The sequence below is a fragment of the Pandoraea communis genome, from assembly GCF_902459745.1.
In the GTDB taxonomy this organism is placed as follows: Bacteria; Pseudomonadota; Gammaproteobacteria; order Burkholderiales; family Burkholderiaceae; genus Pandoraea; species Pandoraea communis.
This window is the reverse complement of the sequence record NZ_CABPSJ010000007.1, coordinates 77,976-93,771: the sequence shown is the minus strand read 5'-3', so window position 1 is coordinate 93,771 and position 15,796 is coordinate 77,976. Positions and strand designations below refer to the sequence as shown.

General features: G+C 63.3%; 15 protein-coding genes. 1 reads left to right on the top strand and 14 read right to left on the bottom strand.

Annotated elements, in window-relative coordinates; genetic code table 11:
- Window positions 1–3: 3 nt before the first annotated feature.
- From PCO31110_RS22045 to PCO31110_RS22010, 8 genes are all read right to left on the bottom strand, one after another.
- On the bottom strand, window positions 4–1,749 hold the full coding sequence (locus PCO31110_RS22045) for an ABC transporter permease subunit (protein ID WP_150691389.1): 1,746 nt from the start codon (window positions 1,747–1,749) through the stop codon (window positions 4–6).
- A gap of 45 nt (window positions 1,750–1,794) precedes the next feature.
- Entirely contained in the window at window positions 1,795–2,868 is a 1,074-nt protein-coding gene (locus tag PCO31110_RS22040) for an ABC transporter ATP-binding protein (RefSeq protein ID WP_010807838.1), read from the bottom strand.
- 34 nt (window positions 2,869–2,902) lie between these two features.
- Window positions 2,903–3,985 (bottom strand): ABC transporter substrate-binding protein, encoded by a 1,083-nt coding sequence (locus tag PCO31110_RS22035; RefSeq protein ID WP_010807837.1) that lies wholly within the window; start codon window positions 3,983–3,985, stop codon window positions 2,903–2,905.
- Window positions 3,986–4,103: 118 nt separating this feature from the next.
- Complete coding sequence (locus PCO31110_RS22030; protein WP_010807836.1) at window positions 4,104–4,904, bottom strand: enoyl-CoA hydratase/isomerase family protein; 801 nt, start codon at window positions 4,902–4,904, stop codon at window positions 4,104–4,106.
- Window positions 4,905–5,214: 310 nt separating this feature from the next.
- The gene (locus PCO31110_RS22025) at window positions 5,215–5,640 is read right to left on the bottom strand and encodes a F0F1 ATP synthase subunit epsilon (protein ID WP_010807835.1); all 426 of its coding nucleotides are present in this window, start codon (window positions 5,638–5,640) and stop codon (window positions 5,215–5,217) included.
- 113 nt (window positions 5,641–5,753) lie between these two features.
- On the bottom strand, window positions 5,754–6,806 hold the full coding sequence (locus PCO31110_RS22020) for an Ldh family oxidoreductase (RefSeq protein WP_010807834.1): 1,053 nt from the start codon (window positions 6,804–6,806) through the stop codon (window positions 5,754–5,756).
- 27 nt (window positions 6,807–6,833) lie between these two features.
- On the bottom strand, window positions 6,834–8,324 hold the full coding sequence (locus PCO31110_RS22015; RefSeq protein WP_010807833.1) for a DASS family sodium-coupled anion symporter: 1,491 nt from the start codon (window positions 8,322–8,324) through the stop codon (window positions 6,834–6,836).
- 310 nt (window positions 8,325–8,634) lie between these two features.
- On the bottom strand, window positions 8,635–9,147 hold the full coding sequence (locus PCO31110_RS22010; protein ID WP_150691388.1) for a hypothetical protein: 513 nt from the start codon (window positions 9,145–9,147) through the stop codon (window positions 8,635–8,637).
- Between the two features lie 532 nt (window positions 9,148–9,679).
- Here PCO31110_RS22010 and gor point away from each other — a divergent pair.
- Complete coding sequence (gene gor / locus PCO31110_RS22005; protein WP_150691387.1) at window positions 9,680–11,041, top strand: glutathione-disulfide reductase; 1,362 nt, start codon at window positions 9,680–9,682, stop codon at window positions 11,039–11,041.
- A gap of 151 nt (window positions 11,042–11,192) precedes the next feature.
- On the opposite strand, the gene PCO31110_RS22000 is transcribed toward gor, so the two are convergent.
- From PCO31110_RS22000 to fdhD, 6 genes are all read right to left on the bottom strand, one after another.
- A complete protein-coding gene (locus PCO31110_RS22000; protein ID WP_150691386.1) occupies window positions 11,193–12,584 on the bottom strand; it encodes a sodium-dependent transporter in 1,392 nt (463 codons plus the stop codon).
- Between the two features lie 260 nt (window positions 12,585–12,844).
- Window positions 12,845–13,606, bottom strand: coding sequence for a phytanoyl-CoA dioxygenase family protein (locus PCO31110_RS21995; protein WP_150691385.1), 762 nt, complete (start codon window positions 13,604–13,606; stop codon window positions 12,845–12,847).
- A 117-nt stretch (window positions 13,607–13,723) separates the two neighbouring features.
- Entirely contained in the window at window positions 13,724–14,092 is a 369-nt protein-coding gene (locus PCO31110_RS21990; RefSeq protein WP_150691384.1) for a hypothetical protein, read from the bottom strand.
- Between the two features lie 204 nt (window positions 14,093–14,296).
- Window positions 14,297–14,479: a hypothetical protein gene (locus tag PCO31110_RS21985; protein ID WP_010807827.1), complete on the bottom strand. Its 183-nt coding sequence runs from the start codon at window positions 14,477–14,479 to the stop codon at window positions 14,297–14,299.
- A gap of 102 nt (window positions 14,480–14,581) precedes the next feature.
- A complete protein-coding gene (locus tag PCO31110_RS21980; RefSeq protein ID WP_010807826.1) occupies window positions 14,582–14,815 on the bottom strand; it encodes a formate dehydrogenase subunit delta in 234 nt (77 codons plus the stop codon).
- Between the two features lie 27 nt (window positions 14,816–14,842).
- Complete coding sequence (fdhD, locus tag PCO31110_RS21975; RefSeq protein ID WP_246189932.1) at window positions 14,843–15,772, bottom strand: formate dehydrogenase accessory sulfurtransferase FdhD; 930 nt, start codon at window positions 15,770–15,772, stop codon at window positions 14,843–14,845.
- Window positions 15,773–15,796 lie beyond the last annotated feature (24 nt).

Here is a 15,796-nt window from a genome sequence, read left to right as displayed (position 1 = left end):
ATATCAATAGCTCTTGCGTTTGAAGATCGAAGACAGCCAGACGATGAACACCATCAGGAACACCAGCGAGGTCGCGACAGCCGCCAGCGTCGGCGTGACGGCCAACTGGATGTCGTCCCACATCTGCTTGGGCAGCGTGGTGTTGATACCGCCAGAGACGAAGATGGCAATCGTCAGGTCGTCGAACGACACGATGAAAGCAAACAGGAAGGCCGAGCCCAGACTTGCGGCCATCAGCGGCAGCAACACGGTGCGCACGCGCGTGAAGGCCGAGGCGCCGAGCATCTTGGCGGCATCGTCAAGTCGCCAGTCGAAGCGCTTGAAGCTCGCCGACAGCGTGACCACGACATACGGGATCGCGAGCACGGTATGGCCGATGACCAGGCCAGCGTTGGTGCCCGCCAGTTCCCAGCGCGCAAACAGATACAGCAGACCGACGGCTACCACGATGCGCGGCACGATCAGCGGCGCGATGAACACGGCGAACAACGGCTTGCGCCAGCGCGACGGCAACCGCACAAGCGCCAGACTTGCACCGAAACCGAGAACCAGTGCCAGAGCCGCAGTGGCAAAGCCCACCCCGAGCGAGCGCAACAGCGCTGCCTGCCACACGCTCGATTCGAGGAACGCCACGAACCATTTCATCGTGAAGAGCTCAGGCGGAAATGCCACGAACGACTGCTTGGTGAAGGCCAGCGGCACCACGAAGGCGATCGGCAGCACCAGGGCAAGCACGACCGCCCACGTATAGGTCTTCAGGCCAAACCCGCCCTCCGCGCGCTCGCGCCCCCACGACAGCTTGCCCGCGAGGCGTCCGATGGCGATGAGCGCGGACAGCATGCGCCCGCCCGACCCTGCGCGGCGCTCCGGCGCCTCGCCGGCCAGCGACGACAACCCCACGACCCGGTCGTACACGTAGAACACGACAATCGAGCACAGCAGCAGCACGCTCGAGAGCGCGCCGGCGAAACGCAGGTCGAACAGTTCCAGCACGGATGAGATGACGAGTTGCGCGACCATCGACTCACGCGGCGAACCCAGCAGCGCAGGTACGATGAAGAAGCCCAGGCTTGAGATGAAGACCAGTAATCCGGCCGCAGCGGCCCCTGCCCCCGACAGCGGCAGAAAAACGGTGAAAAAGCCGGTCGCGCGGTCGGCCCCGAGGGTCTGCGCCGCCTGCACGAGTTGCATGTTGATGCCGCGCATGATCGGCAGCATGGTCATGACCGCGAGCGGCAGCATGGCGTGCACCATGCCGATCAGCACACCGGTGAGCGACGGCGCCAGTGTGCTCGTGCTGTCGATCAGACCGAGATGCGTCGCCACGACCGTCAGCAAACCCGTCTTGGAGAGCAGCAGCATCCACGCATACGTCTTGACGAGATAACTCGTCCAGAACGGCAGCACGATCCACAGCAACCAGCGCTCGCGCGAGCGCGCCGGCAGACGCGCCAACAGGTACGCCACCGGATAGCCGAGCAAGACGGAGAGTGCTGCTGTGAGAAAAGCGATCCAGAATGTCGAGGCCAGCACTTTGACGTACACGGCCGAATGCGTCATACGGGCAAACTGCGCGACCGAGAGCACGCCGTCGCCATCGTACAGGCCGCCTTGCAGAATCTCGACGACCGGCACGATGAAGAACACTGCGAGGAACAGTAACGCGGGCAAGGCCGGCAGCCACCGGGCCAGATGCTGCGGCCAGGCAATACGGGGCCCCGCCTGAGGCAGGCGTTGAACAAGCCACATGGCAAATACTCCTGAAGCGGATGACTTGGGCGTCGGGTAAAAGACTCAGCGCGTGAGCAACGTCGCGCGGCCGTGATCCCACGCCAGACCTACGCGCTCGCCGACACTCGGCGTAAGATCGCGCGGGCAGCGCACGGTGAAGTCGGCACCATCATCGCGCTCGGCCCCCTGCCCCAGCGACACGATCGCGCGCGTGTCCGCCCCCAGGAACACGACTTCGCGTATCGTGCCGGCGAGCGCGCCGTCTTCGGGCGAGGTCAGCCGCGCCGCTTCCGGACGCACCAGCAGACTGGCGGCCCCCGCTGCCGGCAGGTCCGGACCCGGGCCGACGGGTACCAGACGGTCGCCCACACGCAAGGCAACGCGGCCGTCGGCCACACGTTCGACCACGCCGTCGAGCAAGTTGGAATGACCGAGGAAATCCGCCGCAAAGCGTGTCGCCGGACGGTCGTACAACTGTGCCGGAGTGCCGATCTGCTCGATACGTGCCTGATTCATCAGACAGATCCGGTCGGACAGCGTGAGCGCCTCGTCCTGATCGTGGGTGACGTAGATGAATGTCGCCCCCAATTCCTGATGCAGACGCCGGATCTCCATCTGCATGTGTTCGCGCAGCTTTTTGTCGAGCGCGCCAAGCGGCTCGTCGAGCAGGATGATCGAGGGACGGAAGGCGAAGCAGCGCGCAAGCGCGATGCGCTGCTGCTGCCCGCCCGACAACTCCGACGGCAGACGCTGCGCAAAGGCCTGCATCTTGACCATCGCCAATGCGGCGTCCACGGCCGGCGCCAGCTCGGCGCGCGGCAGTTTGCGCATGCGCAACCCGTATGCCACGTTGTCCCAGACGGTCATGTGCGGAAAGAGCGCGTAACTCTGGAACACCATCCCGATGCCGCGTTTGCCCGGCGCGTCGTGCGTGGCGTCGCGCCCGTCGATGAGAAGTTGCCCGGCGCTGGGCTCGACCAGCCCCGAAATCATCTGCAACAGCGTGGTCTTGCCCGAGCCCGACGGCCCGAGCAATGTGAGAAATTCTCCTGCCGCGACCCGAAGGTCGGTCGGCAGAAGCGCGGGGGTCTCGCGGTACGTCTTGGCAAGACCGATGGTTTCCAGTTTGGTACTCATGTTCGTCTCATCCGGCTCCGATGCCTCTCGCCCCTTACGACAACAGCCACGCGTTGAAACGCTCGGTGGCCTTCGTGCGGTTCTCGGCCCACCACTGCGGACTCGGCAGACGCATCCCCTTCAAATTGGCCGGTGCCGTCGGCAACAGCAGTGCGCGATCCTTCTGGATGGCGTCGAACGCCTTGAGGTTGGTCGGGCCATACGCGAGATCCTGCGTAATGAGCGACTGACGGGCCGGATCGCCGCAGAACCGCACGAACTGCTTGGCGAACTCGGCGCGCGGTGTGCCCTTCGGAATCCCCCACCCTTCGATGGAATACAGCCCCTGATTCCAGACGATCTTCACCGGTGCCTTGTTGTCGATGGCGGCCTGCGCGCGGCCGTTCCACGTCGACATCATGTCGACGTCGCCGCTCTGAATCGCCTGCATGGCTTGTGCGCCGGACGTCCACCACAGATTGATGTGCGGCTTGATCTTGTCGAGCGACTTGAACGCACGGTCGAGATCGAGCGGATACAGCTTATCGATGGGCACGCCGTCGGCCATGAGCGCTTGTTCCAACGTGTCGAGCGGGCTGCGGCGCAGCGAGCGGCGGCCAGGGAAGCGCTTCACGTCCCAGAAGTCTGCCCACGTCTGCGGCGCTTCTTTCTGGAACTTGTCGGTGCGATAGGCCAGCACGGTCGAATACACGTCGACGCCCAGCCAGTCGGCCGTCACCGCCTCGGGCATGATGCCGGGGAAGTCGCCGGCCTTCATGCCGATGGGCTCGAGAAAGCCTTTCGACTCGAGATAGGGAATATCGGCCGAGAGTGTGAGCGTCGTCACATCCCACACGTAGTTCTTGGTCTGCACCATGGCCGCGAACTGCGCCACCGGCTGCGACTCGCGCGCCACACTCACGACCTTGATGCCAGTGGCCTTCTCGAACGGGTCGTAGAACGCACGGCGGTAGGCTACGGTGTATGGCCCCCCCGGATCGGAGACGATCAATTGGCGTGCCTGTGCGTACGCCGTACGCGATGCAGCCAACGGCAAGGCGCTTGCCAGCGCGGCAGTACCGGCCATTTGCATGAGGCGGCGACGGGACGGGTTTTGCGGGTCGTGCGAGTGAGACATGGAAAACTCCGCTAGCGTGTGGACAGACGCAACGCGCATGTCCTGTGATGTTCACCACCCGGCAGCAATGCGCGCGAGGCCGGGCGGCGGTACGTCGTTCGACGGCGACCGGTATCGCTCAGGCCTTTGCCGCCTCGGCCTTGGCAGCGCGCTTGGCAAAGAACGCGGCCATCATGCGCGCCGGCTCTCCCGATTCGTACGATTCGCGCTGAATGCGCATGCCGGCTTCGATGGCGTCCTGGAACGTGCCTTCGGTCATCTCGCGAAAACGTTGCTTGTCCAGACGCATGGCCACCGGCGGCTTCTCGGCCAGATCGGACGCAATCTCCAGCGCCTTCTCGAACACCTTCTCTTCCGGCACGAGGTGATGGATCAGCCCCAGACGATGGCACTCTTCGGCTTCCATCAAGCGGCCCGTGAGCGTGAGTTCGATAGTGCGCGACAGGCCCAGCATGTGATTCATGATCCACGGACCGGTCGTGCTCGCGATCCCGGCATTGATCTCCGGCTGGCCCATGCGCACGCCGGGGTGGCCGACACGAATGTCGCCCAGCAGCGACACCTGGAAGGCCGAACCGGCCGCCGTGCCGTTCAGCGCCATGACCAACGGCTTCTTCAGGCTGCGGATCACGTCGTAGTAATGTTCCCAGCCCTTGATCCACTCGATGGCGGTGTCGCCGTCGAAGTGCTTCGCTTCGGCCAGATCCTGCCCGGCCGAGAAGGCGCGGCCTGCGCCGGTCATGATCACGGCTGCCACGGACTCGTCGGCATTGAAGCGCTCGAGCGCTTCGATGATCAGTTCGCGCATGGCGATGGTCCAGGCGTTGAGCGCCTGCGGGCGGTTCAACGTAATCACCGCAACGCGGCCGATCTGCGTGAAGAGAACTTCCTGTTCCGTTTGCTTTGCTGTCTCGCTCATTTGAACTCCAGGGACACCGACGCGTGAGATCACGCGTGCATTGAGAGGGCGACAAGCCGACTATCGCATTTTTCATAAACAGTTATTTCAGTGCAATAACTGTTATTTGAAAGAAATATAGTGATTTCAAAAAAATGACGCAAGCCGAATCGACTCGGGGTTTACCTCAGGCGGTTGCACCTCTCGATTTGGGGAGCGAAGGCGAAAAAAAAGGCAGTCCATGAGGACTGCCTGTCTTGCTTGTTGATGCCTGAGTGCGTTGGCGTGGTGCCGGAGGTGATGCGCTCGGCGTGAGTGGCGGCTTGCCCGCTCAGCGAGTTTCCTTCTGCCTGCGCATGCGCCGGATCGCCTGCAATTGCGCCACGGCCTCGGTCAGTTCGGCCTGCGCCTTGGCGTAATCGATATCGCTCGCCTGCGTCTCGAGCAGCGCCTTGGCTTCCTCGCGGGCTCGCTGAGCGCGAGCCTCGTCAAGGCTTTCGGCACGTATGGCGGTATCGGCCAGAACCGTTACCCGATCGGGCTGAATCTCCACGAAGCCGCCCGCGATGTACAAAAACGTATCCGTGCCGTCACCCGCTTCGATTCTGACGGTACCGGGGCGCACCGCCGTGAGCAACGGCGTGTGTCCGGGAAGTACGCCCAGCTCGCCCGATGTTCCGGGCACCGCGACAAAGCGCGCCTCACCCGAAAATATCGCCCGCTCGGTGCTTACCACGTCGACCTTGAGTAATGCCATGCCTTTCATTTCTCCCTGCAATGCCACAGGCATCGCCCAATTCCAAGCTTCTTCGTATTGCCATCGTCGCACAAAGGGAACATTGCAGATATACGGCCCCTGTTCGCCCCGGCTTACAACGTACGCGGCGCAGGGACGTCAAGCTCCGCAGCCATCTTCATCAACGACTCCCAAATCTGGGGCGTCAGTTCGATGCGATCATGATGCTTCTTGCGGTTCTGCGCCTCATACTCGCCCGGATACTGCACCCGGTCGAAGCCCGGTTGCGGCGGGCACGACGTCAGATAGTCGATGAACGCCTCGACCTCATGCGAGCGCCATGTCGCCGAAAAATCGACCTGAGGATTGAGCACGATCGCAAACATATTGTTCGTCGCCACACCGGCACGCGGGTGTTCCGGCTGAATCGTGCCACCGCCCGAAAGCACACCGGCAAGCAATTCCGTCACAACCCCCAACGCGTAGCCCTTGTGGCCGCCGAACGGCAGCAGTGCCCCGAACGGCTCGGTAAAGAGTGTGTTCGGATCGGTCGACGGGTTCCCGTAGCCATCGATCAGCGAGCCTGGCGGCGCCTGCTTGCCTTCGGCTGCCAGCACACGCGCCTTGTTGATCGCCATGGCGCTGGTGGCCATGTCCACCACGAGCGGCGGGCGGTTGTTCGGCAACGGTCCGGCAAAACACAGCGGGTTGGTCGTCAGGCGCGGCTCGCGGCCACCGTACGGGGCCACCATCGGCATGCGGTTCGTCACGTTGGTGAACGCCATGAAGATCAGCCCCTGATGGGCCACCATCTCGCCATACTGCCCCATCCGGCCCAGATGGTGGCTGTTGCGCAGCGTGAGGATGCACACGCCCTTGTCGAAGGCGCGCGCAATGGCATGCTCGACCACGAACTTGCCCACGTGCTGACCGAACCCGCCATTGCCTTCATACAGCAGCAGATTGCCGTGATCGGTGAGCACGGTCGGGCGTCCGTTCGGGTTGACCTGTCCGTCTTCGAGCACCTTGCGGTACGTCGGCAGAATCGAGAGCCCGTGGCTCGCATAACCGACACGGTCCGACTCGACCAGATGATGCGCGACGTCAAGCGCAATATCGTCGGGCACGCCTTGGGCGAGCAGCAGTTGCTTGCCGAAGTCGATGGCGTCCCTCAAGGGAATTCGCATATTGAATCCTTGTTCGGTCTGCGCGGCTTAGAGCCAGCCCAACCAGCGCCAGTACGTCGCGGCGAAGAGCAACAGTAGCGCATACCCCACGAGAGTGATCACGATACCGACTCTCGCGAACTGCTTTGCCGTGAAGGTGTCGGTACCCAGACACACCATGTTCTGCGGCGCATTGATCGGCAGGATGAAACCGAAGCTCACCGTGAAACCGAGCAACATGGCGATACCCAGCCGGTTAAAGTCACCCGGCAACGTTTGCAGCACGGCGATCAGAATCGGCAGCATGGCCGAGGTGAGCGCGGTGGCGCTGGCGAAGCCCAGGTGAATCAGGATCAGGAATGCCGCCAGAATCGCGAAGACCCACAGTGTCGGGAGCGAATCAAGGCCGGTTGCGGCGACCACATGATTGCCCAGCCATTGGCCGGCCTGCGTCGTCAGCAGCGCGGTACCGAGACTGATACCCACACCGAACACGATCACCGTGCCCCAGGGAATACGCGACTGCACATCTTTCCAGGTCATTACGCCGAAGCGCGGCAGCATCAGCACCACCAGGCCGACGTAGGTCACCGACGTGGTGTCGAAGTGATGCAGCTTGCCCTCCGTCGCCCAGAACAGCAACAGGCCGATCGACACGGCGAGCAGACGCTTCTGCGCGCTCGTCATCGGCCCCATTTCACGCAGTTGCGCTTCCACGGCTTCCTTGCCGCCAGCGATGGCGTCGGCTTCGGGCGGCATCATCTTGAGCACGAGCACCACGAGGATCACCGACATGATGACGGCCCACGGCGCACCCGCGACCAGCCACTCGGCCCACGTAATCCGATCGCCGAGCATCTTGTCCATGAAGCCCACGGTCAGCAGGTTCTGTGCAGCCGCTGTCTGAATACCGACGTTCCAGATGCTTGTCGCCTGCGCCACGATGATCATGATCCCGGCCGCGATGTTCGAGCGCTTATCGACACCGAAGGCGGCGATCACGCCCATCATGATCGGCACCACGCAGGCACTGCGAGCCGTGGCGCTCGGCACCACGAGCGAGAGCAGGATCGTCACGGCGATCGCACCAACCATCACGCGGCGTGTGCTGGTGCCGATCTTCGAGAGCGTGACGAGTGCGATGCGCCGGTCGAGTCCGGTCAGCGTCATGGCTGCGGCAATGAACAATGCGCCGGCCACGAGCGCAAGCGCCGAATTCGAAAAGCCGGCAAGCGCCATGCTGATGGCGTTCGATGTGCCGTACTCGACACTGGGGTTCTGCACCGTGGGCGCGGTCCCCACGAGGAAGGCCATCAACGAAGTGATGATGATGGCACTCGCTTCGTACGACACCGCTTCGCTAATCCACACCACCACGGCGAAGGCAAGAATTGCCAGCATGCGGTGACCCGCGACCGGCAGATCGTTGGGCATGGGAACCAGGAGCACGGCGATCATGACGATCACGCCGACCATCAATCCGATGGGAAACGCTTTCTTCTGGGGAGGACTTTGCACAGAGACTTCGGGCGTGCTCATTAGAGGGCTCCAGAACGGAATGGCATGCCAGCAGTCGGCATGTCTTGCGGCAATGCCACGCTTGAACTGCGGGTTAATCCTAACCGCATTGATCTTGGCGAGGCAAGCGCGAGAGAAAGGTTCATGCGGCGGGCGACGTGTCCGAGATGCAGAGCGGACGCGGGCTTCGCCGGCATGAGGGATAGCGTATGACGACGGTTCCGGCACACACGATGCATCGGAAGACGATCAACGTCGAGGTGAGTCGGGCATGCGCTTCGAATGGGTCGCGCGAGACGTGCAAGCGTGTCCCGCCGCAATGCCCATCGGCTTAGAAATGCAGTCCGAAGTATTCGGGAGACCCGGCGAAGAGCTGAGCGCTCAGCACAGGGTTGGAGAGCGCGCGATGCCAGACGGTTTGATACAGCCCCGTCAGCCCGGCACGAGGCCCGGTGACCAAGCCTTCCGCCCCCTTCGTCAACCCGGCATTGCCGAGCGTGCCGCCCAGGGTCTGACCGCTCACGATGATCGGATCGGACGCCCAGGCGCCCGCCTGAGCGAACACGTCGTTCCACGGCGCCGGTGCCACGCCGGCAAGCGCCGGTGGCGGTGAACCCGGCGGCAGGAAAGCCGGCGCTAGGGCCGCACGCTTCGCGCGCGCGGCCCGCGACGGCCGGGTGCCATGCCGGGTGCTGGCGGTTGCGGCCTTCTCGCTTGCCACCGCGCCCGAATAACTCGCGGTGCCCGGCGGACTCGCGGCATGTGCCGATGCCGCTATCCAGAAGCCACACAACCATGCCAACGCCATCGTGGCGCCCATGAGGCGAGAGAGCGACTTTGTCATGACATCCTCTTATGCCGGCGGTGAATCCCGCCTGTATTGGCAGAGTCAGAGCAAATTTCGCGCCACAAGCGATAACCGTTTGATTCTTATGCACTTCCATTCCCACCATTCGCGTAATGCCAAGACAATCCCGATGAAGTGTTTCATTTCAGAAACATCCGGCAGCCGCGATTGCTTCTTCGGCGAAACGTCTGCGACACCTCGTGGGTCAGCCGCCACGCGCACCGTTCAAGCATTGATCGACTTTCGATGCCTTCGATTGTCGTCCCGCGCTTCACCCGGCGCATTGATGCGAATCAATGGAAATGCACGACCGTACGAAAACCCGGATTGACGGGCGATGCGCCGTATGCCGAATTGGCACAGGATGGTGGCTGAAACTGGCTCGGATGCGTCTGAAAGCGCGGGGGACACGCCGACGTCATGCACGGGTCTCTGGCACAATCGCTCAACGCGAGAAGCGATGGCCGTCGCGACGCTGTCCGAATCATTCCGGCAGCGCGATGTGCCGCATGACAAATAGGAGTTAGCAATGCCCCAGTTCGATGTGGATCTTTTCGTGATCGGTGCCGGCTCCGGCGGTGTGCGTGCCGCGCGCGTCGCGGCGCAGTATGGCGCACGCGTGAAGGTGGCCGAGGAGTTTCGCGTCGGTGGCACCTGCGTGATTCGCGGGTGCGTCCCGAAAAAGCTGCTCGTCTATGCGAGCCGCTTCGCCGATGAGTTCGAAGATGCAGCAGGTTTCGGATGGCAAGTGCCGCCACCCAAGTTCGACTGGAAGACACTCATCGCACGCAAAGACAGCGAGATCGCCCGGCTCGAGGGCATCTACCGCACCAACCTCGAACGCGCGGGTGCCGAACTGATCGCGGCGCGTGCCGTGGTTGAAGGGCCGCACACGGTTGTGCTGCCCGCGACAGGCGAGCGCATCACCGCCCGCCACATTCTGATTGCCACGGGCGGTAAACCGGCAGATCAGCCCCATTTCATCGGTCGCGAGCATGCCATCTCGTCGAACGAAGTGTTTCATCTCGCGTCGCTCCCCGAGCGCGTCACGATCATCGGCGGCGGCTACATCGCTCTGGAGTTCGCAGGGGTATTTGCCGGACTCGGCTCGAAAGTCACGCTCGTGCATCGCGGCCCGCATCTGTTGCGCGGCTTTGACGAAGAGGTACGCACCGCCCTCGAAGCCGCCTATCGCGAGCGCGGCATCGAGGTGCTGCTGGAGCGCAAAGTGGAACGCGCGGACAAGGTGCAGGACCGCTTACGCATCACGCTGTCCGACGGAAGTACACACGAAGCCGACGTGCTGTTGAGCGCAGCCGGACGTGTGCCATACACGCAGGGCCTCGGCCTTGCCGCAAGCGGCGTGGCGCTCGACGACAAGGGTGCCGTGATCGTCGATGAATTCTCTCGCACCAATGTGCCGTCGATCTTTGCCGTGGGGGACGTGACCGACCGCGTCAATCTCACGCCGATGGCCATTCGCGAAGGTCAGGCGTTCGCCGACACGGTGTTCGGCGAGCGCACGACGCGCGTCGACCACAAGCTGATTCCGACGGCCGTGTTCAGTACGCCCGAGATCGGTGTCGTGGGCCTGACCGAAAGCGACGCGCGCGCGCAGTATTCACAGCTCAAGGTCTACAAGGCGTCGTTCCGTCCGCTCAAGGCGACGTTATCCGGCCGTCAGGAGAAGATTCTGATGAAGCTGCTTGTGGACGGCGCGACCGACAAAATCGTCGGCGCGCACATGGTGGGCGATCACGCGGGCGAGCAGGTGCAGTTGCTCGGCGTGGCGTTATCGATGGGCGCAACGAAGGCCGACTTCGACCGCACACTCGCGGTGCACCCCACGGCCGCAGAAGAGTGGGTGACGATGAGAACACCGGTGGCGTAATCGGCGGCTATCGGCGGCTGATTGACTGCCGATGTCCTCTCGCAACGTTCACGCCGATCCGGCGGTTCATCTATTCAGATTGACTGGCGGTTCGCTGTGCGCTGGCATCGCGACAATACCGGACAGGCGTGATGGCCCGTCCGGCCTCACCTCAGAGACTCTGATACCAGACGCCGAAGATCGCGACGGGCGTGAGAACGAGCAGTAGCGCGCGCCACACGGGTACAAACCACTGCCCGCGTGTGCCCTCAAGTACGGTGCGTGCCGACGGCCAGATGCACGCACCGACAAAGAGCGCCACACACAATCCACCCGCCGGCATCAGCAGATTGACGGTCACGTAATCCATCAGATCGAAGATCGTCCGGTCGAAGAGCCGCACATCCGACCACACGCCGAAAGACAGCGCGGCAGGTGCGCCAAAGAGAAATGTCGTCACCAGCACGGCCACCACGGCCGGCCCGCGACGCCATTGGTATTCATCGATGAGAAACGCTGTGACCGGCTCGAACAGCGAGACTGCCGACGTCAGCGCTGCGAACAGCAACAACAGGAAGAAGGCCACCGCCACGAGATGACCGAACGGCATCTGCGCGAATATCGCGGGCATCGTGATGAAGGTCAGCCCCGGCCCGGCGTTGGGCGCCACACCGAAGGCGAACACGGCGGGCAGAATCATCAGCCCGGCGAGAAAGCAGGCAAGCGTGGCGAGCGTTGCTACCCAGACGGCTGAGCCGGCCAGCTTCGCGTCCTTGGGCAGGTATGAGCCATAGACCACGATCATGCCGGCACCGAGCGACAGCGAGAAGAACGCCAGCCCCAACGCTTCAAGCAAGGTACTGCCCGAAATGACGGAGAAGTCTGGCGTGAGAAACCACGCGACACCGGCCATGGCCCCCGGCAGAGTAAGCGCGCGCGCAATGACCAGCAGCATCAGCAGGAACAGCGCAGGCATGAGCCACTTGCCGGCGCGCTCGATGCCCTTCTGCACCCCTGCGGCAACGATGATGCACGTCAGCCCCAGAAACACCCCCATGCTCACAAGTGACGCGGCCGGGTCCGCGATGAACGCGGAGAATTCGCTGACCAGACGTTCCGTGTCGACGGCCAGTACGTCACCCGTGATCGCCCGCTTCAGATACGCTACCGTCCAGCCGCCGACCACAACGTAAAACGACAGAATCGCAAAGGCGTTGAATGTGGCGATGCGCCCGACCCACGCCCAACGGCGTCCGCCCAGCTCACGCAATGCCGTCGTCACAGACTTGCCCGTCAACCGGCCGATAGTCATCTCGGCAAGCAACAGGGCAACGCCAAGCGTCAGCACGCAGCCGAGATACAGGACAAGAAACGCACCGCCACCGTGCGCGCCCACCACGTAAGGAAACTTCCAGACGGCGCCGAGCCCCACGGCGGAACCCGACGCCGCCAGAACGAACCCCAACCGGGAGCCCCAGGTGGCACGGCCAGCGGCAACGGACGCATCGGGCACCGCCGGCGAGGCAGCGGGTGGTGCTGAGGGTGAAATGGGCGAATGGGACACGTATCTCCTCCGGAAGAGGCCGCGCGCGTCCCGCGCAACGACGTCCGCAGGAGCGACACGACACTTGTGATGGCATGGCGTCAGCCAGATTACTGGCGCAGCACAGCATCGCCTTCCCAGCAATAGAGGGCACCTGCGCCAGCATGTGAGGCCATAAGGGTGGCCGGAGAGTCTACGCGGGAAAAGGTGCCCGTCGCTTTAGGAAAGCACCCAAAAAACCGAGGTGGCACCGGGGATGGCCATCCCCGGCAGCCGCAATGTCAGTGGCCGAGCGCCACTTCGCCGGCCGATGCCGAGCGCGTGCCCGGCGTTGGCGGATTGCTCTCACCGCGATACGCAAACACCACGGAGAACTTCGTGGTATCGCCCTCGTTACGGCCAGCGGCATGGAACAGGCCGCTGTGGAACAGCACGACATCGCCTTGTGCCAGTTCCACCTGTTGGCCACGGGCAACGAGCGGTTGATTGTCCGGCTCGTCGGGACGCAGGAAGTCGAGCGAATCGAGTTGGTGCGGCTTGAGTTGCTCGCGATGCGAGCCCGGGATGAAACGCAACGCGCCATTGCTACGGGTTTCCGGCCCAAGCGCAAGCCACACGGAAATCAGCGAATTCTGCAGGAACGACCAGTAACGGATATCGCGATGCCAGCCGGTGGCGGTGCCGAAGTGCGGGTGCTTGGTCATCACGCAATTGTGATGCGCCAGCGTGAGCACCACGTCCTCCCCGAAGATCTGCGCGAGCGACTCGACGAGATCGGGGCGGGTTGCCCAACGGCGCAGCGCCTCGCCACGGTCGTAAGCCTTGAGCAGACGACGGACGGTCTGACCACCCTCCGCGTCACGCGACTCCGGCGCTCCTTCGTAACCCACATCGGCTTCGAACTCCAGCGGCGGCGTTGCTGCCGCCAACTGCGCTCGCGCATCGGCCAGAATCGCCTCGCAGTCGGCCTGCGCCACATAGCGCGGAAGGATCAGATAACCGTCGTTACGGAAGGTTTCGAGTTGCGATGCGGTAAGCGCCATGATGGTCGGCGAAGCGGGCAGAAAACTGAATGTTGAGGGAGATTCGGTAACGTTACAGGGTAAATCGGTAGGGACTGGAGCGATATTGGCAGGACATTGTTGTCACGGCAACAGCACTCAGGCGGCGCGTTTGCGTCGTCGTGGCGGCAATTCGGCGGTGGAATTGTGTTCGAGCTTGGGCTCAGGCTGCTGCACGTCGGTACCGGGCAATGACGCTTGCGGATTCCCTGCGGGGCGCGGCGTATCGACCACACTGCGCAAACGATCGAGTTCGCGCGTGAGCTTCGCCAATTGGTACTCGAGCTGGCAATTACGGCGGTACAACGTGCGCATTTTTTGGCTGAGCGCCTGCGTCTGTGTCCAGTATTCCGGATACATGACGAAACGCCCATCGGGGCGCTCGACGACGCCAAGCCCGCTCTGCCCCATCACATCGATGGTTTCCAGCGCGTAGCGTCGAACTTTTTTTACCGTACCTGCCGCCATTTATTTCCTACAGTCCCAGCCTGAGAGAGTCAGGCGCGGCATTTTGCCACGAATTCGCCCCGGCCGGGCGTCAAACCCATGCCGAGGCGGAGATTTATTTTCGGCCGGCGGCCCCATCAGACGGGGCTGTGCGGCGAACAGACCGGATTGGTACACAATCCACCGGCATTGCGCCGCAAACCTACCGCAACCCTACCGGGAACATTACGGTTTCGGCGTCTTGCCGGTATCGATCGACGCAGGGGCACGCTTCGGTTTGTCGACTCCGATGGAAACAGGGTCGCTCGCCGGAAAGGTCTCTTCGAGTGCCTCGTCGAGGTCGTGCTCCACTGCGTCCTCCTTGAGAGGAGGCTGTGGGCTGGGCTTGCGCGTGCGGGTATCGTTCATCGAGTCCTCCGCTAGTGTGAGGCCGCGCGAGTGCGCGACCGTTTCTTCTACTATACCGCGAGCTGCGTACGCTCGCGTCGCACAGGCCTCAGCTTGATGGAACTAGTTTGATGGCATCAGCCGTTCGCGATGACGGGTTAGCGCATCACGCAGGAGCGAGTGCATCCCCGCGGCGGCGGGCGTGTCGGCCAGCGCCAGAATCTGGGTACGCATGCGCGGGTCCCAGAACTTGTGCAGATGCGTGGCGACTTCGCCCAGCGCTTCCTCCCGATCAGGCAACGATTCGAAGAAGTCTGCGATGCGATTGGCCATGCGCACGAGGTTGTTACCGTCCATCAGATGTCTCCCGCTCCATCGTTGCCGTCAGACACCGGCGTCGAGCGCCGCCCCGCCCGTGTAGATGACACACTGCTCCCCCCGCACGAAACCCACCAGCGCGACACCTGCGGCCTGCGCCGTTCGCACCGCGAGCGCTGTGGCCGCAGAGACTGCCGCAACCATCGGAATGCCGACCTGCGCGGCCTTTTGTACGATTTCGACGCTCGCACGACTCGTCATCAACAAAAATCCGCTATCGAACGCCTGTCCGTCGCGCGCGAGTGCGCCAATCAATTTGTCGAGCGCGTTGTGCCGGCCGACGTCTTCGCGCAGGCAAAGCACCTCGCCTTGCGGCGAACACCAGGCCGCGCCGTGCACCGCGCCGGTCACCCCGTTCAACGGCTGATGCTGCGCCAGTCCGGCATAGGCTGCGGCCAGCGCGGCATGCGACACGCGCAACGCCGGGCCCGCCGCCGGCAACGGCCGCAGCACCTGATCCAGGCTTTCCGTGCCGCACAGCCCGCATCCGGTACGGCCCGTGAGATTACGGCGACGCTCCTTGAGCCCGGCGAACGCCCGCGACGAGACTTCGAGATGCGCGGTAATCCCCAACGGCGTCGCCGTCACGTCAACGCCATAGCACTCGCGCCGGTCGTTCAGAATGCCCTCGGACAGGGCAAAACCCAGCGCAAAGTCTTCGATATCGGCCGGGGTCGCGAGCATCACGACATGGGAGATACCGTTGAACTCCAGCGCAACCGGCACCTCGTCGGCCAACTCGTCGCTCGCCTGCTGCCATGTGCCCCGGCGAAAACGCCGCACGGCGAACGTCGCGTGCGGCGTCAGCGCCTGCGGATCGATCGCAGCGGGCGCCACGTTGCAGACCGGTGCGGCAATGGCTGGTGCGTCTTCGTCGCGCAATTCGCGGGCGGACTGTCTGTCGTCACGCTCACCTAAAGGGTTGGACATCGTCAAACGCTGGCTCCACTTCAATTCACT